Origin of the sequence: Leifsonia psychrotolerans (assembly GCF_013410665.1) — a bacterium.
Taxonomy (GTDB): domain Bacteria; phylum Actinomycetota; class Actinomycetes; order Actinomycetales; family Microbacteriaceae; genus Cryobacterium; species Cryobacterium psychrotolerans_A.
This window is the reverse complement of sequence record NZ_JACCFM010000001.1, coordinates 326,433-346,381: the sequence shown is the minus strand read 5'-3', so window position 1 is coordinate 346,381 and position 19,949 is coordinate 326,433. Positions and strand designations below refer to the sequence as shown.

Here is a 19,949-nt window from a genome sequence, read left to right as displayed (position 1 = left end):
TCCTAGGGAGGAACCATGAATAGTTTCGCCAAAGGTGGAGTGCTTGCTTGCACCCTCATGGTTATCGGTGCCCTGACTGGTTGCGCGCAGGCGACAGTGGTTGGAGCACAGTCTGAAGTGCCCTCATTCAATTGTTCAACCACAGGCATTCTGGAGTGGGACGGAAGCCCTGGCTCTGAAACAAGGTCTGGGGCGATTCAAAGTCAGCTCAGCTACTTCGAGGGGCGCGCCGCTCTTCTTCCGCGCGACGCGACGCGTGCGCCGTCCCCAGTGGATGATCCGGTGATGATCCGAATTACCGTTCGTGGGCTGGCATCTCTGCTGGACGAGGTGCCGTCCGCTGAGAAGGCGCTTAGCAAAGACGAGGAGATGACAGTCACTTCCCACTCGATCGACGGGCAGGTACTGGCAAGCGCGACCGTGATGGCGATGTCAGAGGGAGGCTATCGGGTTGACACCTATTCAGTGACAGGCTGGGTAAGCGACGACCCGAGCTGCGTCGCGGAGGACGCGACCTCGCAATAGCGTGTGGCTTTTGGCGTTGATGGCGGTGTTTCGCTGACGCTAGATGGTGGCGTCAGATGCCGAGTGAGCGAGATCTTTTGAGCGCATCTGTGTTTTGTCAACTTGAAGCCGGCCATTTCAGCGCTAATTATGAACCGTCCCTGATTTCCTGCCGCTTTCTTTCTGGTGAAAGGATTCGGTTATGCCCAAGAAACACCCAACAGAGGTTCGCGAGCGAGCGGTTCGTATGACCCTTGATCGTTTGAAGGATTACCCGTCGATGTGGGCTGCGTGCCGAGACCTGGCACCGAAGCTGAACATCGGCGCGGAGACGTTGCGGAAGTGGGTCACCCAGGCGCAGGCCGACGCCGGCGAACGGACCGGCCCCACGAGCGAGGAGCTTGAGGAGATTAAACGTCTCAAGCGGGAGAACCGGGATCTGAGGGAAACGAACGACATCCTCAAAGCGGCGGCGTCTTTCTTCGCGAGGGAGCTCGACCCTCGCAACCGTCCATAGTTGCTTTCATCCTGGGGATGAAGGCGAACGGCCATGGAGTCGAGTTGACGTGTGGCGTCCTGCGCGAGCAGGGCGTCGCCGTTACTTCACGGTCGTATCGTGCGTGGAAGACCCGCGCTGCCGCCGCACGAACCCGGAATGATGCCGCCCTCATCGACATCTTCAAGACGCTGCGGGTGAGGGATGCGAAGGGCCGGCAGCAGCCCGAGGTTCTCTACGGGCGGCGGAAGATGACGGCGTGGCTGGCCCGCAGCGGGTTCTCGGACGTGTCCAAGCACACCGTCGACCGGTTGATGCGTCTGGAGGGCATGAACGGCCTCGTCCGCGGGCGCAAGCCCCGCACATCGACGTCGTCTGGGAAGGACTCGGCTCGGGCTCCTGACCTCCTCAAACGCAACTTCACTGCGCCCCGCCCGAACCATAGCTGGGTGACGGACTTCACCTACGTGCCGACGTGGGGCGGTTTCGTTTATATTGCCTTCGCGATCGACCTGTTTTCGCGGGCGATCGTTGGCTGGCAAGCCTCGACGGTGAAGGACACCCCATTCGTCGAGGAGTGTTTGAAGATGGCGCTCTGGCGCCGCGACCACGCCGGTCACGCGGTGAAACCGGGAATGATTCATCACTCCGACGCCGGGTCGCAATACACGTCGATTCGGTTCACCGAGACCGTCGTCCTCGAAGGTCTCGTGGCCTCGATCGGGAGCGTCGGCGACGCCTACGACAACGCGGCCGCCGAGACCGTCATGGGGCTCTACAAGAACGAGGCCATCGCAAAGAACTCACCGTTCATGACGGGCCCGTTGAAGACCCTCGCCGATGTTGAAGCAGTCACCTTCGACTGGCTCGATTGGTACAACAATCGGCGCCTGCACAGCTCGCTTGGGAACATGCCGCCCGAGGAATACGAGCGCAACTACTACGCTGAAACAAACGGCCCGTTAAACGACGAAGCCGCCAACAAAACGGCGGCATGAAATCCGGGACGGTTCATGCTGCGATCATGGATAGTCCGTGTGTTGTCGAATGCCACGTCGAGCATGATGCCCGCTGACTCGGCGGCTTGCTTCACCTGATACAAATTCTTCAGCTGAATCTGAGCCTTTTCGGGCTCGTCGTGCTCGATCGTGATGAGCTGGAGCTTGACCTCATCCTCCAACGATTTCGACCTCGCGATCACCTCGATCAGCTCCATGAGGTTACGCACCTGGTGGTAGAGACGGATGTACGGGTCCGTAATCGTCACCTCGGCGGCTCCGTCAAGGTAAGGAAGGATCAGCTTTTCATAGGAAAGTCCCCGCTGGTTTTCCTGGAACTCGTGGTGCCCCTCTTTGAGGATCACCGAAGTCGCTCGTGGCGCCGGTTCGACGTCCGTATCAACGAGAGGGGACGGCGTGTTGGGCTCGTCATCCATACGCTGTCGGTCCTGGCGATAAAGCGCCGGGTACTCGTCCTCCTCAAGGGTCGTGACGTCGTGCCACTCCCCCGAAGCATCCGTGTATCCGAACCGCACATCCGTCATGGTGTCGTCGATCCGCAGGATTTGGTCCTTCACTCGCTTTCGGCCCTCGATCGCCAGTCGCAAGACCTCCTCGATCTCTGCAGCAGATGCCTCATCGGCGCCTGCAGACCCTGGCTCGTGGCGGAGGCTCACTCGCAACGAGCGGCCGCGACCAGGTGAGCTGATCCGCCCGCGCATGGTCGGCGTCAGGCCGGCGTATGTGTGGGACGCGTCCCAGACCGACGGAGTCCCCCTCCCCGAGCGGCCCACGCCCCATCTGTTGAGCGGCGAAGCACCGGCCGGGCTCTGGGACAGGCTCGCGACACTCGTCCGAGGAGACGGTTTCAGCCTGTCGCTGGCGGAGGACGCCGCCACCCTCCGCGGCGCGAACGGGATGACCGATTTCGGAAGCCGCATGGTCACAGTACGAGACGATATGGATGCCGCGGCGCGCGTCAAGACGCTGGCGCACGAGCTCGCCCACATCCGCATGCATGAGCCGGCCTTCGATACCGTATTGCATCGCGGGATCAGCGAGGTTGAAGCCGAATCGGTGGCGTTGATGATCGGCGCGGCTCACGGCATGGACACGAGTATATACACGATCCCGTACGTGTCGACGTGGGCGGCGTCGGCGTCGGTGTCGGGCGCGACCGCCGGGGATGTAGTGCAGGCGACAGGTGAGCGAGTGCGACGAACAGCGGTGACGATTCTCGACCAGCTTCCGACTGCGCAAATTGGGGCGGGTGATCCCCCGGGGCTCTCACGACCAACGCCGGCTCCGGGCATCGCCGCTACTGTGCCGACGCAATCCTCCGCGCGAGCGGCGGAACAACTTGAGGCGCTGACACTGTGAGGGGCGTCGCTGAGGTGCTCTCGATGACTCGGGGGATGCCGGCCCGCGATGCCGCACTCACCTTCGCGCGCTCAGGCATCCAAATCTTCCCTTGCGAAGTTGGTGGCAAGCGTCCCCTGACGCACGCTGGCTTTCATGACGCCAGCAGTGACTTCGACCAGGTAAGTGGGTGGTGGGCTCGCTGGCCACGCGCGAACCTCGGGATGCCAACGGGCAACGTTTCGGGCATCGATGTCGTCGACATAGACGTGGCGGATGTCGATTCAGGCCTTGTTGCGTTCGAACGCGCGACCGCGGCCGGGGTTCTGATCGACGGGTTCGCCCGAGTGCGCACCCCGTCTGGTGGTTTGCATGTCTACTACTCTGCGATCGCGGACCGCCCGCAGCGGTGCTGGCAAGCAGCGGTCGCGCATATCGACTTCCGCGGGGACGGCGGCTACGTCGTCATACCGCCGTCGGTGCTGGACGTAGGCGGTACGCGACTCGCGTATCGGCTTGTCTCGCTCTCATCCCCGGGCGCCCGGCCTGTTGACGCTGTCGCACTCCGTCAGTTCATTGATCCCGGCAGATTGCAGGTCGCCTCTCGACGGACGGCTTCTGCGCTCTCAGAGCCGAGTCGACTCGAACATTGGGTGGGCAACCTGCAGGAAGGCGAGCGGAATAGTGGCTTGTTCTGGGCTGCCTGTCGCCTCATCGACGCAGGCTTTGCGGCTGCCGACATCGAAGACACGCTGGGGCCTGCGGCGGTTCGCGCGGGGCTCACGGAGCGCGAAATCAGCACGACGATTCGCTCCGCATGTCGACGGGCAGGACCCGCCGCACCGGATTCGTCCTGGGGCGCGCCCGAGAGACTGAGAAGCAGGAACGGAGACGCACCATGTCTGTCGTGACGCGACCGCGCACCGAAGGGATCCGACTCGCAATGGTCACGGCAGTAGTCGGCACCGTGTTCATTGCTGCAGGCGCTTTCTGGCTGTCGTTCACATCACTCGCTGATCTCGCGCGCCGTTCCGGGATCGACGCATCGCGGGCTTGGATCTGGCCCCTCATCGTGGACGGCATCATCGTCGTTGCGACAGTGGCCGCAGTGGCGCTCGCCCGCTCGCGCGCAGCTTGGTATCCCTGGATGCTGCTCAGCGCGGGTGCCGCCATCTCCGTCGCTGCGAACGCTATCCACGCGATTGTCGCCGGCGAGACGAGCGTTCCGCTTCTGCTCGTGGCATCCGTTTCGGCGGTGCCGCCGCGTATTCTGCTCGCCATCACACACCTGACCTCGGTGCTTATGCGGCATGAGCCAGCTCACGTTGTCCCGCCTGCGCAGCAAGACGTTCCCGAGTCCCTCATCGAGACCACTGCCGAAATGAAATCCTCCTCGACCACCGCGGGCCAGACCGATGCACTTGCGCTCCGGGCCCTCGGATGGTCGAACTCGGCCATTGCGCAACACGCGGGCGTGCACCCATCCACCGTCGGGCGCTGGATCCGAGGCGCGGTCGGCGCTCCTCCTGTGCAGATTGAGAGAGCACGGGAGGAACCCAATGATGAATGAAGACAACGTCGAGGAGACGCCCTGGGCGGCGCTTGTTGAGGATGCCGGCGACGTCACGCACCCGCATCCTGAGCACGCTGCCACCCCAGCACTCCCCCGAAGCCGAAACCGGCTTTTGCCTCTGAGCTCCACGGATCTGGAGAAGTCTGGGCGCCGGTCCGGCATCGTCTGGGTGCGCGCGTCGGATCTCCTCAACACTGGATCCGGCCGCATCGCAGGTCGCGGCCTCGACTTTGAAGGTGAGCTCGCCCGTCGCGTGCGGCGTGCACCCTCGACATCCCGCCGTGCGATCCGCGAACGCGCTCATCAGCTTCCGCCCCTCTCCGCGTTCGGTCGCTCGAGCGAGCTGCCCGCTGTCACGCGCGGCGGCATAGGGCGGCGAGAACTATGAGCACGACGCCGTTTCGAGACTCCGAGGGGCTTCGCACGCTGCTTCGCCGTCTTCAATCGGATGACGGCGCCAACTGGCGAACGGACCGCGAGGCGGCTGAGCTCATGCAGTTCGCCGCACAGCGCTACGCGGCGTTGGCTCGCAAACACGGTTTGGATCCGTGGGAGGCAGCCGCGGCCGCGTTTGACGCGATGCGCGCACCATCGACACTGCGCGCGCACGACCCGTGGGCGATCGTCACTCGAGCTGTGCAGGTAACGTGCATCGCCGAGGAACGCGCGCGGGGGTTGCTCTGCTCGGTGCACCAAGCACGTCGCACACGCGTATCCAGCTTCCATGACGCCGAACGATTCAGCGATCGCGAGCACCCACTGCCGGATTACCACCCGGCGTTCCGCACAAACCCCGTCGAGGAACCGACCGAGCCACCACCACTCGAAGTGCCATCGGCCATCGAGGCCGCGATCTCGTTGTTCGTTGTGCTCGGCTGGCCGCCGGACCGCGCCCGAGATGGAGTCGAGTACGTCTGCGGCCGGTTGGCGGATGCGCCTTCGCGTCCGACGGCCTACGAGTCGCTCCGCCGTGATTACACCGCTCGTGCGCTCCTCGATGTTCCGCAGCGGGCTTGGGTGGCGATGCTTCGTGCGCTCTTGGGATGCTGCGACCCGCTGCAAGCGCACACGGCGGCCGGTCGCGGCATCCTGCTGCGTCTGCTCGTCGGTGAGCCCCTTTTCGCACTTCTCAACGACGATGAGCTGGTTGCGGGCATCGCCGCAAACGTTCCTGGGGCGTCGATATGACCAGCACCCCGGGCCATATCGAGTTGGAGCGGGCCATCGACTCCATCCGGATCGGTTCGCGGCACCGCACAGACCTCGGCGACATCGATGCTCTCGCTGCGTCGATCGAGCGGCAGGGGCTATTGCAGCCGATCACGGTCACGCCCGACGGCATTCTGGTCTGCGGTGCCCGCCGGCTTGCGGCCCTCCGGCAGCTCGGCGTGCGCAAGCTCAACGTCTGGGTACGCTCTGGCATCTCGGACCGTCTGACCCAGCTGCTCGCTGAGCAGGACGACAACGCACTTCACAAGGCGCTGAGTCCGACCGAAGCAGCCACCTTGTATCGCGAGGTGAAGGTGCTTTTGTCCGAAGACGCGCGGCACCGGCAGGAGGCATCACGGTTCGGCGCGGAGCAACAAAGCCACCTGTCAGACGGTGCTGCCACGGTGGCAGCACCGGTGGCGCTACTCGATGGCTACGCCCGGGCGCAGGCTGCGCTTCTCGTGACGGGGCGCCGTTCCTACACAACGCTCGAGCGCATCGGCGACGTTCAGCGGGTTGCCGCGGACGAGAGTGCCGACGTGGCGCTCCGCGACCACGCACAGTTCGAACTGAGATTGATCGATGACGGTGGCTCGGTCGCATCCGGTCACCGCCGTGTGAACACTCAGATCGCCGTGTCTGAGCTTGAGAGTTTGAGTGCGGATGCCACGCAGCCGGCCGCCATCCGCGAAGCCTCATCGGTCGCTGTTGCAGAGATGCACGCCTCCGCGGGCTCTGCATCTGAGGTCAACCTCGAGCAGCTGGCGCGAGAAGCACTCGCACGCGTGAAGGCAACGACGAAGGCCAAAAGCTCCCGACCGGCACATCCGTCGACGTCGACCGCTGTCAGCGCGAAGCTGCCGACACGATCGTTCGTCTTCCTCTGGAATGACATGGATGGTTGGTGGCTCCGCTACGACGCCGCTGAAATCGCCGCTGAGCTCACCGACGAGCAGTGGGCGCAGTTCGAAACGGCACTGGCTGGCACGATCGCATTCGCCGAGTCGCTGCGGATAGTGCGAGGCGGTGACGTTTGGACTTCGCCCGATCTCATCGTTCCTCCGCAGAGCCAAAATTCTGATGGTGTCTAAATTTAGGATTCGGCGTGATCCCGCTGAAGGGCGGCAGGCAATCCAGCGAACATAGCACTGACGCATCCGTTCTCTCAGATTGCAAAGGCCTGACCGCAGACAATGCAGTGCACTGGACTCGCAGTTTCATCTGGAACTTTGATTGGCTCCCAGCTGTGACAAGGCGACGCAATGATCATCATGTCGTCCGCTTCAGTAAGCGGGTTCGGTTCGTCAGGAGTATTTAGATGCCCGGTCTTCGTGACCTTTATGTTCTTACTTTTGAAGCCTTTGAAAGCTTCAGAAAGAGCGTCGTCGATTGATTTAATCGCTGCTGGAATCGCGACACCACGAACATGGTCGACCTGTTCAGTCGTCAACCACTGATCGGGCAGCGCAGCCTGCGCGCAGAAGGGGCAGAAGTATGAATCTGCTGGGGCTTGCTGTTCAGCTTCTTCGTTCGCTGGCCCGTTATGCCACTTGAACTGTCGAAGACAGGTCGGGCATTCACGGCGAAGAAATCCATCATTGTCGAGTGGTAAGGCCACTGGGATGTTCATCTAGTCTCCACTTACAAATTCGTCGTGGTCAATTGGGACCCCATCAGCTGTGCGGCCTCGCAACTTGATCGTAAAATGCGAGCGGGCTACTTGGGTAAACGACGGGGGCATGCGCTGGAGGACTCGAACCGATTGGTCACGTCCCGTGGAGTGGTGTAAATCTCGGCAGGCCCGCGTTGCTTCGTTAACGTAGTGAGCCATCGTGTAATGGTCAGTGAGAACCGATCAAAGCTACTCACAGAAGGACACAAACACACGATGGCTCTAGACCAGTCTGCCCTGCTCGACCTGCTCGCTCAACTCAAACTCACCGACGTCACCGACCGGGTCCGGTCGGCGACCGAGATGCTCTACCAAGAACTCATCGATGCGGAGGCGACCGCGTTCATCGGCGCCGCCCCGTTCGAACGCAGCACGGGCCGCACGGCCCTCCGCAACGGCAGCCGTCCCCGAACGCTGACGACGACGGCCGGGGACCTCGATCTGCGAATCCCGAAGCTGCGTGCTGGGTCGTTCTTCCCGGCCTTGTTGGAGCGGCGCCGGCGGGTGGACCAGGCGCTGTTCGCGGTCGTGATGGAGGCCTACGTCCACGGCGTCTCGACCCGGAAGGTCGATGACTTGGTCAAAGCCCTCGGCGCCGACACCGGCATCTCCAAGTCGGAAGTGTCGCGGATCTGCGCGGGCCTGGACGAGGAAGTTGCGCAGTTCCGTGACCGCACCCTCGCCGCCCAGGACTTCCCGTATGTGTTCCTCGACGCCACCTACTGCAAGGCCCGCGTCGGGCACCGGATCGTGTCCCAGGCGATCGTCGTCGCGGTCGGCGTTGCCGCCGATGGGCGCCGGGAAGTGCTCGGCTTCGACGTCGGCGACAGCGAGAACGAGGGCTTCTGGACCAGCTTCCTCCGCTCGTTGAAGGCGCGCGGCTTGGACGGGGTGAAGTTGGTCATGTCTGACGCGCACACCGGACTGAAGAAGGCCATCGGCACCGTGTTCCAGGGCGCCGGCTGGCAGCGCTGCCGGGTGCACTTCATGCGCAACGTCCTCGCCGTGGTGCCGAAAGGCTCCCAGGACATGGTCGCGTCGATCATCCGCACGATCTTCGCCCAGCCCGACGCGGAGCACATCCACAAGCAGTTCGGCGAGGTCACCACCATGCTGGGCCGCTCGCACCCGAAGGTCGCCGCCATGCTCACCGACGCCCAACCTGACCTGCTCGCTTTCGCCGGGTTCCCGCGCCGGCACTGGCGGCAGATCTGGTCGACGAACCCGTTGGAACGGGTGAACAAGGAGATTAAGCGCCGCACCGATGTTGTCAGCGTCTTCCCGAACCCCGCGGCGTTGCTGCGCCTGGCCGGGTCTGTTCTGATCGAGCAGCACGACGAGTGGGAGGCCGGCGAACGCCGCTACTTCTCCGAGGCGTCCATGCTCGAGCTGGCCACCATGACCAACCCGATCGAGACCGTCAATGAGGCGGTGATCCTCCCCGAACTCACCGCCGCCTAAGCTAGAACAACTGACCCGCACGGTGTTGAGAAACTCCACCACTCAGCGGGACGTGACCAACCGATTTCCCCGCTGGCAGTTGCGGCACAGGAAGTTCATCGGAAGAACGCAGCATGTCATCGGGGTCAATCGGCTCAGCCATCAACTCATAGACCGTTCCTGGGCCGTGGTTTGTCACAATGACATCTGACAGCTTGTTGCCGCCACGTTCGTGCAATCGTGCCGCTAATCGTGGCAGGCCAGAGCTTTGAGATGAGGGCAGCTTCCTCCCCAACGGCAAGCCTCCCCCTGGCGGGCGGGGAGGGGTCAAATCACCAGCTTCGTGCCAGTCAGTGCCGTCCAGTTTCACGGCACATCCAGCATTGCGTAAGCGCGTTGCCAAGTCCTGCCGCTTTGCAACGGAATTGTCTAGGCGTACAGCGTGCCGCCCGTGGATGTCGCTGAACACCTTGACCTGTCCAAGCTCGACGATCACGGTGCGATCAGGGCTACGCCCCATCGCCATTCCTGCCTCGTAGAGCACGTTGGGTCGCGGTTGCATCTGCGGTTGTGTCTCTGGATCGCCCGGATACGTAAGCGATTCGTGAAGATGCGCAACGTCATCCGGGGTCTGAAGAACGACGACCGCCTGTGCGCGTCTGAATACGGCGTCCAACACATCTCCGATGTACGGTGAAGCGCTACCGGTCATTGAAATGGCTTCTGACCACTCAATCGGCGATAGACCGATGGCGCGTAGAAAGTCGAAGAGGCCTTTGCGTGCCGGTTCATTGCGACCATGAATTACGAAGACGCTGCGCGGGTCAGCCTGATTTTCGGACATCCACTGAGGATATGGCGTGCAGCCGACGCCGGGCCACTTGCCCACGATCGTGTCGTCCACCTCTGACAACAAGTGAAGAGAAATAGCGGGAATTGCAGCTGAGCTTTCTGGGGCGCGATAGGCGGGTGTAGCGGCCTGCCATGCCGACACTGACCGCCCAGCGCTCAGGATTCAACTTTAGAGATGCGCGCAAGTAAATCTTCGTGGGAGGCTCTCGTCTCCCAACCGCGAATATCTTTGTCCGCGGTCAATGACCGATCCAATGAAGTTGATGCCCGCTGGGGCGCACCTCACAGACAGCGCATCTCCCACACGCGCACCCGTCTCGAGGAGTTCACCATGCGCTTCGTTCGTCGCCGTCGCCTCATCATCGCGATCGCCTGTGTCCTCGTCGCGCTCACCGTGCTCATGGCGTTCGGTGTGTACGGCTTGCTTCGCGGGCCGGCGAACGCGAGCGAGCCGGTTAGCACTCCCCACAGCGCATCCGCGTCACCAACGTTGCCGACACGCATCGGCCGGCCGCAACCCATCGCCGCGACTACAGATCCTGAACAATTCGCCCACGATGTCGCCCACGCCCTTCTCACCTGGGATACCCGCTACCCAGGCGGACTCGCCGTGTGGGTGCAGGTGCTCGTTGACGTCGCCAACGCTGATGAAGCGCCAGCCGTAGCATCCGATGCTCGAAGCTACTTCCCTGCACCGGCGATCTGGCAGCAGCTCAGCGCTTACGGCACCCGGCAATCGATCGAGATCAAATCGGTCATTGTGCCTCGCGCGTGGTCGATTGCCCTCGACCAGGCAGCGCCAGGACAGATTCCAGAGGGGGCCACAGCATTCACTGTGGTTGGGGCTCGTCACCGATCCGGCATCTGGGACACCGAAGAAATGCATACGGCACGACCGGTGACGTTCACCGTCTTTGTCGTGTGCCCGGGCCATAACCCCTGCGAGCTGCTCCGACTCTCAATCCTCAATCAGCCGCTGGCGTGAGGCCGAGCAATGAAAAAGCTCCTCGGCTTCCTCGTTGCACTCATCCTCGTCGGCCCGCAGGCCGGCCTGGTCGGGGTAGCAGCGCTCGTGAACCCCGCCGCGATCTCATGCACGTCTGTATCGCTCGGCGTCGGCAGCATCCCCGACTCGCTCACGGCCCCCACCCACAATGGGGCGACGATCACCCTGAGCAAGCAACAGTTGACCCGCGCCGCCACGATCGTCTCTGTCGGCACCAAGACGACGGGCGTCGGCCGCGAGGGCGTGTTGATCGCGCTGATGGCCGCGCTCACCGAGTCGACTCTGCGCATGCTCGCTAATCCCTCTGCCTATCCGGATTCCGCGGGCTACCCGAACGACGGAATCGGCTCCGACCACGACTCGCTCGGCCTCTTTCAAATGCGACCGGTTGCGGGATGGGGAACGGTCGCCGAGCTCATGGACCCGGAATACCAAGCGGGAGCGTTCTTCGGCGGATTGGCGGGCCCCAACGCCGGATCGCCGCGCGGCCTTCTCGATATCACTGGCTGGAAGCTGTTGGACCCCGGCGAAGCCGCACAAGCCGTCGAGGTCAGCGCCTACCCGGATCGATATCAGAACTACCAACCCACGGCGGAAGCGATCCTCACCGCGCTCACCCGACACCCTTCGGCGAGCGCGCGCGTTGCCAGCCCCGCGGTTCCGGAGACCTCGCGCGTCGTCTATCCTTTGCCTGCGGGGAGTTACAACCCGACCGATAGTTTCGGATGGCGAACCGACCCTGTCACGGGCTCGCGAGCTTTCCATGCCGGCAGCGATCTTGCGGCGTCCGCGGGTACGCCGATCCTCGCGGTCGCCGACGGCGTCGTGAGCTTCGCTGGACCGCGCGGCACCTACGGCGGACTAATCATCATCGAGAGCACAATCGATGGAGCGCGCGTCGCGTCGTACTACGCCCATATGTATGACGAGGGCATCCACGTCGCCACGGGCGACAACGTGTCCGCGGGCCAACACATCGGCGACGTCGGCTCGGCAGGGAAATCGACAGGCCCACACCTCCACCTCGAGATACACCCGGGCGGAGCGAATGAGCCAGCCGTCAACGCACTCGACTGGCTTACCGCACATGGTGCTACCGGACTCGACGGCGCCGCGGATGCCGCGGCCCGATGCACACCAGCAAAGGCGGCGTGACATGGAGGTCTTCCCTGACTTCGGCGCAGTCGGTGGCGCGACCGAGCTACAGAGCATCATCGGCGCGCTGCTTACGATTGTGCTCATCGCCGCGGTGCTGACGATGGTCGTGAGTGGGATCGCTTGGGCGCTCGCCACGGCGAACGGCCATTTCCAAGCCGCCTTGAAAGCTCGAACGGGGCTCTGGGTGGCGTGCGGGGCGGCGGCGCTCGCCGGGGCGGCAATTGCCGTCGTCAATTTCATGCTCGCTATCGGCAGTCGACTATGAGTTATTGCACATCAAGCTGCGAACGCCTAGACAAGAGCGCACGGATAGTAAGCGAAACCGCCCACATGAACATTGGGCCTCGCACCAAAAAGGCGATGTCACATGTAGGTCAGCAATCTGCCATCATCAGACGTGGAAATAAATGCGCTCTTCGCACAATTGGCCCTCGGTTCGACCCTCAGCGGGGCACTTGCACTCATTATGTCGCTCTACGCGACAATACGGATCAAGAAGCTAGATCCAACGGGTAAGTATGCGAAGTTACACTCAACGGCGGGATGGACGTTCGTGCCGTCCGAGGAAATCCGTGCGCTCAACATGCCCGAGCGCAAGATAGTCAGTTTGAACTCAACAAAAGCTGCAGGCGGCGCGCTCTCGGTACTCGCCACGATTACTTCAGTGGTGTTGTTTTCCGTGTCACTTCCAGCAGAGATCGCATGGTGGGTAGCCACCATCTGTGCGATCGGAGTTCTCGTCCTTTTCATATTATTAGCGGGGCTGAGCCAGGCCCTCAGAGCATTCTACTTCGTCAAGAACCTCTTCTTCTAGCGGGAGTGAGGCAGACGAGTTTGTCGACCGCGCTCGTACGCTCGCACCACAAAAAGGGAACCCGCAGACAACTTATGCGGCAACGACCTACTGAGAATCCGTGGGTGGTCACTTTCGCAATCGCCACTTCCAGCGGTTCGACTCGATGTCGCCGCGCCTAGCAGCACGAGACTGTGTGCGGCCTGCACTTCAAATCAGAGAGTTGGTCCGGCTCGGAACCTGCCAACCGCTTGGCGGAAGCCGACACGCGGTCCCAGCAACCGGACTTCATCCGACACCACCTCTGACTATGATCACGCAACCCGTAGTCAATTCTGCGCACAGGCGAGCTAACGATTACACAGGCGTAGCTTCCAGCCGTGCGGCACGGCATCGCTACTGAAGGGGAAAGTGGCGCCGCAAAATATGACGGCCCCGACACAATTCGCAACACATAGCCCGTTTGCTAATCGCCCTTCGGGCCCCGCAGGGAGCCATTCATGAAACCGTATGTCGAGCTTTGCCTAGGCACCTTTCTCAATTCGCCAGAAATCCACCGTAACCACATCTTCAATGTCGCGATCGAGTCTTTCTCTCACGTGAAGATGTCCCCGTTGGCTGCAGCACATTCCGATTGAACACCCCACGACGCACTGCATTCAGTCGTTGCGGGAACACCCTGCACTCCTTTCGTTCGTACCCATTCATCGAACGAGGGAGCTCGCCGTGATCGACATTGTTCCAAACGGAACCGGGCTTCCCGGCATCGAACAGCTGCGCGTCATCGTCGGCGCCGTGATGACGGTTGGCCTCATTCTGAGCGTGCTCGCCCTGATCCTCTCCGCGATCGTGTGGGGCTTCGGGGCGAACTCGTCAAACCCGCACCTCGCCTCGCGCGGCAAGCTGGGCGTGCTGGTGTCGTGCGGTGCGGCGATCATCTGCGGCGCAGCCGTCACACTCATCAACTTCTTCTGGGGCGTCGGCCAAGCCGTCTGACCGAGGCGACCAAACAAGGGCATGACGATGAGCGTCTGCGACGTCCCCGTTATCGCCGAGGTGTGCAGCACCGTCGGCGAAGGCACAGCCTCGTTGATCGCGGCCCCGTTTGACTGGCTCGCAAATTCTATGGGCTCCGCAGCGGCCTGGCTGTTCGAATCCGTCTGGGCTGCTTTCGATACCACCACACTCGTCGATCTCACCGACCCCGGGTATATCAAGGTCTACAACGTGCTGTTCGGCGTCGCCGTGTTCGTAACGTTGGTGCTCTTCTGCTTGCAACTGATCACCGGGCTCGTCCACCGCGACCCAACAGCTCTCTCCCGAGCCGCCTTGGGACTCGCCAAGTCCATACTCGGATCGTTCGTGCTCATCACCATCACCGGGCTGATGCTTGAGATCACCGACCAGTTGGCCATCGGCATCGTTCAAGCAAGCGGCAACACCATGAAGGGAATGGGCGACCGCATCGCACTTCTCGCCGGCGGCCTCACGACGATTAGTATCGCTGCCCCGGGCGTCGGTGCGATCGTGACGATCTTCCTCTCCGCGCTGGCGATCAGCGCTGCGGCGATCGTGTGGTTCTCGCTCCTCATCCGCAAGGCGTTGCTGCTGGTCGCGATCGTGTTTGGGCCGATCGCGCTCGCCGGTGCGACATGGGATGCCACGAAGGGCTGGTTCACGAAGTGGGTGGCGTTTGTGATCGCTTTGATCCTCTCCAAGCTGGTTCTCGTCGTCATCTTCCTGGTGGCAGTCGCGCAGGTCTCGGCACCCATCGATGCCGACCTCGCGTCGATCAGCGATCCAATAGCGGGAATCGTGCTGATGTTCATCGCGGCGTTCGCTCCGTACATCACATACAAGTTCCTCAGCTTCATTGGCTTCGATATGTATCACGCGATGTCGAGCGAGCAGGAGGCCAAGTCCGCACTCAACAGGCCCGTCCCGGTACCGAGCGCACCGATGGTTGACGGGGCGAAGAGGATTCTTGGTCACCGTGCGGATGCCGGAAGCGCGAAGTCGTCGCAGAGCGGTCCGCCGCCCGCAACGTCGGGTGGGCGCAGCACCACCGCCTCGGCAAGCCGGGCATCCGGATCCGCAGGGACCTCCAGCGGCGGTGTGGCGGGCGGGAGCGCAGCAAGCGCGGGTACCACGGGCGGTGCCGCGGCCGCAGGGCCAGCCGCAGCGGCCGTAGTTGTTGGTGCGGAGGTCATCGGTGCCGCGGCCAAAGCTGGCCCGAAAGTCGGCAACGCGGCCGGCCAGGCGGCGAGCGGCCACATGCAATCCTCGGACAATATCGCGGCTCCCACTCCCCCGAACACTCCGCGGTCGGTAGTTCAGTCTCGCCGCCCACGGGGCACATCGGCGCAACCGGCTACCGCTTCGCCCGCGGCCGGACGAGCAATGAAGGACGTATAGCCATGGTCACCGGCAACAACCACAGCGATTATCAGCTTGCACCGGTGCAGTTCTCGCGGCTGGCTCGCCGCGGCATCCTCTTCGGGCTCTCTCTTCCTCAGCTGATCGCCGTTTCAATCGGCCTACTCACTCTTGTCACCGCGCTCTACACGGCGGGTGCCTCCGGCATTGCGTGGACGAGCCCGCTCTGGGGAACCGCGGTGATCGTGGCCGTCATCCCGATCGGTGGTCGCAAACTCGTCGAATGGTTGCCGATCGTCAGCCGATGGATGTGGCGCAGCGCGCGCGGCCAGCTCACCTATCGTCGACGCATCATTCGGCCCCGCCCCGTGGGCACGCTCGCTCTGCCGGGAGACGCCGCCCCGTTGCGCGAGTGGAACGATCCGGAGTCCGGGGCCGTGATGATCCATGACCCGCATGAACAGACTCTCACCGCGATCGTGGCGGTGTCGCACCCCGCATTCGCCTTGCTCGACCCCTCCGAACAGAACCGGCGCGTAACAGGCTGGGGGCGCGTGCTCGCCGGTGCGTGCAGGTCTGGGCGCATTGCACGTCTACAGGTGTCGGAACGCACGCTCCCTGACTCGGGCACGGGGCTCGCCGAGTGGTGGGAGCGGCACGGGATCGACGACGGCAGCTGGGCTACAGTCACATACCGCGACCTCATCGAGCGTGCCGGGCCGGCCGGAGAGCGCCACGCCACCACCGTCAGCATTTCGCTAGATCTCAAGGCCGCAGCCAGACAAATCCGTACCCAGGGCGGAGGCATGCGCGGCGCGGCAACAGTGCTGCGCCAGGAAATGACGTCGCTGACCGGCGCACTCCGAGCCGCAGATCTCAGCGTCGGTGGGTGGCTCACGACCGACGAGCTCGCGAGCATTCTGCGCACCGCCTACGACCCGGCCATCGGTGTCGAGCTCGAACGCCATCGTGCCGTCGGTCGTGATCTTGCGACGGCTGGCCCCGTCGCCGTCACCGAAAGCTGGGATCGGCTCCACTCCGACACCGCATTCCACGCCGTGCTCTGGATCAGCGAATGGCCGCGGTCACAGGTCTACCCCGGGTTCATGTCACCGCTCGTCTTTACTACCGGCGTTCTGCGCACCGTGTCGTTGCACTATCTGCCGGTCCGCGCCGATCAGGCCGCGCGCGACATCCGCAAGAAGAAGACCGAGCTCATCAGCGACGCACACCAGCGCAGGCGCATTGGCCAGATCGAGGATGCCGGCGCGACCGCCGAGTACGAAGACGTGCTGCAGCAAGAAACTGATCTCACCGCTGGCCACGGCGTACTACGCACGACCGGTCTCATCTGCATTACGGCTCCGAGTATTGACGAATTGGATGCCGCTGTCGCCTCGATCGAGCAGGCCGCCATCCAAGCGTCTTGTGAGACGCGCCGACTCGTTGGCCGGCAAGCGCAGGCGTTCACCGCCGCAGCGCTGCCGCTGTGTCGGAGCGTGTGAGCTGTGATTTGCAGCGACATCTGGCTGCCATTTCGCGGCACCAAATGTTGCGGGCGCCGGGAAAGAGTCCCGACGAAGCCGACCGGCTCAAGACTGCAGGTCTCGGACTAGCCCGCGACTTCTAGGACCGCCACCAAATGGGCGTCACCCTCGTCTGCATGCCCGGCATCGAGAAACGCTTCGCCCGATATCCCTATCTCTGCAGCCTCATCGGGCACGAAGCGACGCGCGGACAAAGACGCCATCGCGGCGATTCAGAGCACTCATCGCCGTCGTGTCAAGATCAATCCGTTTCGGGCAGACACGAATTCCAACAAAGCAAGTAGACACGGTGGCACGAGATCTCCGCATTGACATGGGGCACCATCGTCGGTTCGAGGGTGGCTGAGTCATCCGGAGTGGGAGACTGTGTGTAGCTCGGCATCGACGGGATGCTCGTTCCAACCCACCCGATGAAAGAAGCGTGAATGATCTCGTTGTCCGTCGCAGCCGGCATTGCTCTCATCGAGCTTGGGCTCGCCCTCACGCCCGGGCCGAACATGATGTGCCCGGTCTCTCGCAGCATTAGCCAGGGATAGCGTGCCGGGATGATGTCGCTCTCCGGCACGGCAGTCGGCTTCGTCGTGTATATGGTGATGGTAAACCTCGGGCTAGCAGCGGTGTTCCTCGTTGTCCCGTGGTTGTTCATCGCACTGAAGATCGCTGGTGCGGTCTACCTCCTCTGGCTCGCCTACCAGACGCTTCGCCCGGGAGGAAAGTCGCTGTTCGAGACCAGCGAGCTCCCCCGCGACTCGTTCGGCAAACTCTTCCGCATGGGGCTCCTGACGAATCTCCTCAACCCCAAGGTCGCGATCCTCTATCTCGCGCTCATCCCCCAGTACATCGACCCCGCCGCCGGCAGCATCGTCACGCAGGGCTTTCAGCTCGGCGCGATCCAGATCCTTGTCGGCGTCGCGGTCAACGGTGCGACTATTATCGCTGCAGGCTCGGTCGCAACATTCCTGCAGCGGAAGCCGACCTGGATGCGGTGGCAGAAGTGGGTCACCGGCACGCTCCTCGGTGCGACCGGTGTGAAGCTCGCGATTGATGCCCCGCCCCCGCTGTCGCGCCATGGCGTCGAGGCCATCGTCTCGCATGCCGTGAGGTGCTTGAGTGCGTCCAATCCCTGCTTGCGCGTCAATCTTGGTGAGGGCCCCCGTACCTGTGGCCGCAATGACATTTGGTGGCGCGAAATAGCAGCCAGAGATCGCTGCAAGTCGTACGTGTGAGCAACTTAGCGCAATCCTGAAGGCAACACATCTGGCGGATCGTGATGCTCGGAGCAACCATTGAGACATGAGGCTAGAAGATCCTGATTTCAGTGAGCCCGCTCACGCAGTCGCTGCTTGACCACCTGGCAGTATTCATGCCGCCCGGCCGGATAGTAGATCTCCGCAAGCTGATACCCACAAATGGAACAGACGTGCGTCAATACTTCAAACACGTGAGGCAGCTCGGACTGCTCTTTCTTGCTAGCACGCGGAGCTATCCGGTAGCTGATATCTAGCCCGCGATGAGCGTAGCCAACAACGCCCCACCGAACGAGGTTTTCAAACCATGCGCGCACAATTGGGATCGCCGCGCCACCCAATCCGAGCGACCTGACGCAGTCGACGACGCGAACAACTTCGCCGGGATCAAGACCGTGGAGATGTTTCAGATACAAAGTGCCTTGCCACTCAGCTGAGCTTCGAAACGCACAAGGTAGGTCACCGATCTCGATGCCAATCCACGGCGGCAAAACACCTTCAAAAGCGGAGACGAGTTCTCGTCCGTCGTCGGTCGATAGCCAGATGGTCTTCGACCTTCTTCGCTTTTCGGCCGCTGCTTCACGCTCTTCCGCCTGTCGTGCGAGCTCACGAATTTGACCCGCTGACACCTCTAACGCAGCTGCCGCTGCAGCCGCAGCTTCCGAACGTGCAGTAACTAGCGCCGCAGCCGACTGTCGAAGTCGCCGCAGCTTCGGAGACGTAACAACTACCCAACCGTCGTCCCCCAGCGCCAGCGAAAACAGGGACAACGGCTCGAAAACCAGCTCTGCCTCACCTTCCTTGGCGAGCATTTCATATGAAACGCCGGCAAACACTTCGCGGACTACCGCTATCGCGAGCGTTCCTTCAATCGGGTTGATCCATAGCACTGGCGCACCTGTTTCAGCCACCGCCTCATGGGTCGGGTTGAGCTTCACACCTCCCTCTGAATTCACCCGTGGCTTCATCGCCCGCCGATGGCCAAATATCCAAACATCGGCGATCTTCATGCTCATGTAGCTGTGATGGCGCTCTGCCCAATCGCTTGGCGTCAAACTCGCGTATTGCACCTCGAACGCCACCCGTTGCTTGTCGCTCGCGCGCTCAATCATCACGTCCGCGATCCGCGTACGAGCCGAGTCAGTCTGCAGTTCCATCGCAGTCGAGTAGCCCGGTGCACGGAACTTTGCTTCGAGCCACTGCAGAAGACGCACCTGCGCTTGATAATGGAAAGAATCTTCCGCCGGATGCGCCGCGTTGGAGCCGGAACGGTGAACGAAGCCATCTCGCTTCTTCACCCGGTGCGCGCTTGTCAGTCGTGGCCGCGGGCAATCGGGGAACAGACACTCAAGCTTGGCGCGCGCGAACGGGCGGCGAATAGCACCTTCATCCTCGGGAAGGAAGTAGACGGAACCATCGTCGATTCGACGCGCGTAGATGAACGCCGCGACTTCTTCACCGAGGAACGCAGATAGCTCTCGCAAACTGTGGCTCACGCGTTCAGGCTAGTTGGAACCACCGACACAGCATTGTGGCCACTAGATTTCGTCAGATCGCAGTCGCTTCCTGGCCCCCGGTCAACGCAGCCTGTCGTTTCTGCCGGGGATGTCCGCCAGCCAAGGTCTAAGCCCGACAGATTCGACCCCCGGGCGCCTCAATCGGGCAGCCCGATTTCCATGCCTTGTGCGCAACGCTTCGGTTCTCGAGTAAAGAAGCGCA

At 62.5% G+C, this 19,949-nt stretch carries 20 protein-coding genes; 16 read left to right on the top strand and 4 right to left on the bottom strand.

The features are described 5' to 3' along the window. The first annotated feature begins 15 nt into the window (after positions 1–15). Complete coding sequence (locus HNR05_RS01615; RefSeq protein WP_179577429.1) at positions 16–525, top strand: hypothetical protein; 510 nt, start codon at positions 16–18, stop codon at positions 523–525. A 181-nt stretch (positions 526–706) separates the two neighbouring features. Further along, a protein-coding gene (locus HNR05_RS01610) for an IS3 family transposase (protein WP_179577428.1) occupies positions 707–1,998 on the top strand; the annotation gives its coding sequence in 2 pieces (ribosomal slippage) (positions 707–977 and positions 977–1,998; 1,293 coding nt in all). On the opposite strand, the gene HNR05_RS17445 is transcribed toward HNR05_RS01610, so the two are convergent. Then, a complete protein-coding gene (locus HNR05_RS17445; protein WP_246318324.1) occupies positions 1,941–2,606 on the bottom strand; it encodes an MIT C-terminal domain-containing protein in 666 nt (221 codons plus the stop codon). The genes HNR05_RS01610 and HNR05_RS17445 overlap by 58 nt on opposite strands. Positions 2,607–2,718: 112 nt before the next feature. On the opposite strand from HNR05_RS17445, the gene HNR05_RS17440 reads away from it, so the two are divergent. The 5 genes from HNR05_RS17440 to HNR05_RS01580 all read left to right on the top strand — a co-directional run bounded on the left by HNR05_RS17440 (position 2,719) and on the right by HNR05_RS01580 (position 7,230). After that, a complete protein-coding gene (locus tag HNR05_RS17440) occupies positions 2,719–3,378 on the top strand; it encodes an ImmA/IrrE family metallo-endopeptidase (RefSeq protein ID WP_343062419.1) in 660 nt (219 codons plus the stop codon). 23 nt (positions 3,379–3,401) lie between these two features. Beyond that, positions 3,402–4,268 (top strand): bifunctional DNA primase/polymerase, encoded by an 867-nt coding sequence (locus HNR05_RS01595; protein WP_179577426.1) that lies wholly within the window; start codon positions 3,402–3,404, stop codon positions 4,266–4,268. Between the two features lie 32 nt (positions 4,269–4,300). Beyond that, the gene (locus HNR05_RS01590; RefSeq protein WP_179577425.1) at positions 4,301–4,927 is read left to right on the top strand and encodes a DUF2637 domain-containing protein; all 627 of its coding nucleotides are present in this window, start codon (positions 4,301–4,303) and stop codon (positions 4,925–4,927) included. 387 nt (positions 4,928–5,314) lie between these two features. After that, positions 5,315–6,118, top strand: a complete 804-nt coding sequence (locus HNR05_RS01585; protein WP_179577424.1) for a hypothetical protein — start codon at positions 5,315–5,317, stop codon at positions 6,116–6,118. Next, entirely contained in the window at positions 6,115–7,230 is a 1,116-nt protein-coding gene (locus HNR05_RS01580; RefSeq protein WP_179577423.1) for a ParB N-terminal domain-containing protein, read from the top strand. The genes HNR05_RS01585 and HNR05_RS01580 overlap by 4 nt, the downstream gene beginning before the upstream one ends. A 74-nt stretch (positions 7,231–7,304) precedes the next feature. Here HNR05_RS01580 and HNR05_RS01575 read toward each other — a convergent pair whose 3' ends face one another. Continuing rightward, a complete protein-coding gene (locus HNR05_RS01575; RefSeq protein ID WP_179577422.1) occupies positions 7,305–7,769 on the bottom strand; it encodes a hypothetical protein in 465 nt (154 codons plus the stop codon). Between the two features lie 258 nt (positions 7,770–8,027). Between HNR05_RS01575 and HNR05_RS01570 the strand changes: the two genes are divergently transcribed. Next, on the top strand, positions 8,028–9,272 hold the full coding sequence (locus HNR05_RS01570; RefSeq protein WP_179577421.1) for an IS256 family transposase: 1,245 nt from the start codon (positions 8,028–8,030) through the stop codon (positions 9,270–9,272). A 1-nt stretch (position 9,273) separates the two neighbouring features. Here the strand turns inward: HNR05_RS01570 and HNR05_RS01565 are convergent, their stop codons facing one another. Then, positions 9,274–10,095 carry a TIR domain-containing protein gene (locus HNR05_RS01565; RefSeq protein ID WP_179577420.1) on the bottom strand — a complete coding sequence of 274 codons (822 nt, stop codon included), beginning with the start codon at positions 10,093–10,095 and terminating at the stop codon, positions 9,274–9,276. 339 nt (positions 10,096–10,434) lie between these two features. Here HNR05_RS01565 and HNR05_RS01560 point away from each other — a divergent pair, with 339 nt between their 5' ends. The 8 genes from HNR05_RS01560 to HNR05_RS01525 all read left to right on the top strand — a co-directional run bounded on the left by HNR05_RS01560 (position 10,435) and on the right by HNR05_RS01525 (position 18,209). Next, a complete protein-coding gene (locus HNR05_RS01560; RefSeq protein ID WP_179577419.1) occupies positions 10,435–11,088 on the top strand; it encodes a hypothetical protein in 654 nt (217 codons plus the stop codon). Positions 11,089–11,097: 9 nt separating this feature from the next. Next, a complete protein-coding gene (locus HNR05_RS01555; protein ID WP_179577418.1) occupies positions 11,098–12,264 on the top strand; it encodes a M23 family metallopeptidase in 1,167 nt (388 codons plus the stop codon). A gap of 1 nt (position 12,265) precedes the next feature. Beyond that, positions 12,266–12,532, top strand: a complete 267-nt coding sequence (locus tag HNR05_RS01550) for a DUF6112 family protein (RefSeq protein ID WP_179577417.1) — start codon at positions 12,266–12,268, stop codon at positions 12,530–12,532. Positions 12,533–12,664: 132 nt separating this feature from the next. Next, the gene (locus tag HNR05_RS01545; RefSeq protein WP_179577416.1) at positions 12,665–13,081 is read left to right on the top strand and encodes a hypothetical protein; all 417 of its coding nucleotides are present in this window, start codon (positions 12,665–12,667) and stop codon (positions 13,079–13,081) included. Between the two features lie 705 nt (positions 13,082–13,786). Next, a complete protein-coding gene (locus tag HNR05_RS01540; protein ID WP_179577415.1) occupies positions 13,787–14,056 on the top strand; it encodes a DUF6112 family protein in 270 nt (89 codons plus the stop codon). A 27-nt stretch (positions 14,057–14,083) separates the two neighbouring features. Next, the gene (locus HNR05_RS01535; RefSeq protein ID WP_179577414.1) at positions 14,084–15,475 is read left to right on the top strand and encodes a TrbL/VirB6 family protein; all 1,392 of its coding nucleotides are present in this window, start codon (positions 14,084–14,086) and stop codon (positions 15,473–15,475) included. A 2-nt stretch (positions 15,476–15,477) separates the two neighbouring features. Further along, positions 15,478–16,941: a PrgI family protein gene (locus tag HNR05_RS01530; protein WP_179577413.1), complete on the top strand. Its 1,464-nt coding sequence runs from the start codon at positions 15,478–15,480 to the stop codon at positions 16,939–16,941. Between the two features lie 587 nt (positions 16,942–17,528). Further along, positions 17,529–18,209 (top strand): LysE family translocator, encoded by a 681-nt coding sequence (locus tag HNR05_RS01525; protein WP_246318323.1) that lies wholly within the window; start codon positions 17,529–17,531, stop codon positions 18,207–18,209. A gap of 89 nt (positions 18,210–18,298) precedes the next feature. Here the strand turns inward: HNR05_RS01525 and HNR05_RS01520 are convergent, their stop codons facing one another. Beyond that, positions 18,299–19,726: a competence protein CoiA family protein gene (locus HNR05_RS01520; RefSeq protein WP_179577412.1), complete on the bottom strand. Its 1,428-nt coding sequence runs from the start codon at positions 19,724–19,726 to the stop codon at positions 18,299–18,301. Positions 19,727–19,949: the final 223 nt, after the last annotated feature.

Coding starts and splice junctions, on each gene's coding strand:
- HNR05_RS17440 (WP_343062419.1), top strand. CDS start 2,719: ATGGTCGGCGTCAGGCCGGCGTATGTGTGGGACGCGTCCCAGACCGAC.
- HNR05_RS01525 (WP_246318323.1), top strand. CDS start 17,529: ATGATGTCGCTCTCCGGCACGGCAGTCGGCTTCGTCGTGTATATGGTG.
- HNR05_RS01550 (WP_179577417.1), top strand. CDS start 12,266: ATGGAGGTCTTCCCTGACTTCGGCGCAGTCGGTGGCGCGACCGAGCTA.
- HNR05_RS01555 (WP_179577418.1), top strand. CDS start 11,098: ATGAAAAAGCTCCTCGGCTTCCTCGTTGCACTCATCCTCGTCGGCCCG.
- HNR05_RS01580 (WP_179577423.1), top strand. CDS start 6,115: ATGACCAGCACCCCGGGCCATATCGAGTTGGAGCGGGCCATCGACTCC.
- HNR05_RS01575 (WP_179577422.1), bottom strand. CDS start 7,769: ATGAACATCCCAGTGGCCTTACCACTCGACAATGATGGATTTCTTCGC.
- HNR05_RS01595 (WP_179577426.1), top strand. CDS start 3,402: ATGACTCGGGGGATGCCGGCCCGCGATGCCGCACTCACCTTCGCGCGC.
- HNR05_RS01590 (WP_179577425.1), top strand. CDS start 4,301: ATGGTCACGGCAGTAGTCGGCACCGTGTTCATTGCTGCAGGCGCTTTC.
- HNR05_RS01585 (WP_179577424.1), top strand. CDS start 5,315: ATGAGCACGACGCCGTTTCGAGACTCCGAGGGGCTTCGCACGCTGCTT.
- HNR05_RS01560 (WP_179577419.1), top strand. CDS start 10,435: ATGCGCTTCGTTCGTCGCCGTCGCCTCATCATCGCGATCGCCTGTGTC.
- HNR05_RS01565 (WP_179577420.1), bottom strand. CDS start 10,095: ATGTCCGAAAATCAGGCTGACCCGCGCAGCGTCTTCGTAATTCATGGT.
- HNR05_RS01570 (WP_179577421.1), top strand. CDS start 8,028: ATGGCTCTAGACCAGTCTGCCCTGCTCGACCTGCTCGCTCAACTCAAA.
- HNR05_RS01535 (WP_179577414.1), top strand. CDS start 14,084: ATGAGCGTCTGCGACGTCCCCGTTATCGCCGAGGTGTGCAGCACCGTC.
- HNR05_RS01615 (WP_179577429.1), top strand. CDS start 16: ATGAATAGTTTCGCCAAAGGTGGAGTGCTTGCTTGCACCCTCATGGTT.
- HNR05_RS01530 (WP_179577413.1), top strand. CDS start 15,478: ATGGTCACCGGCAACAACCACAGCGATTATCAGCTTGCACCGGTGCAG.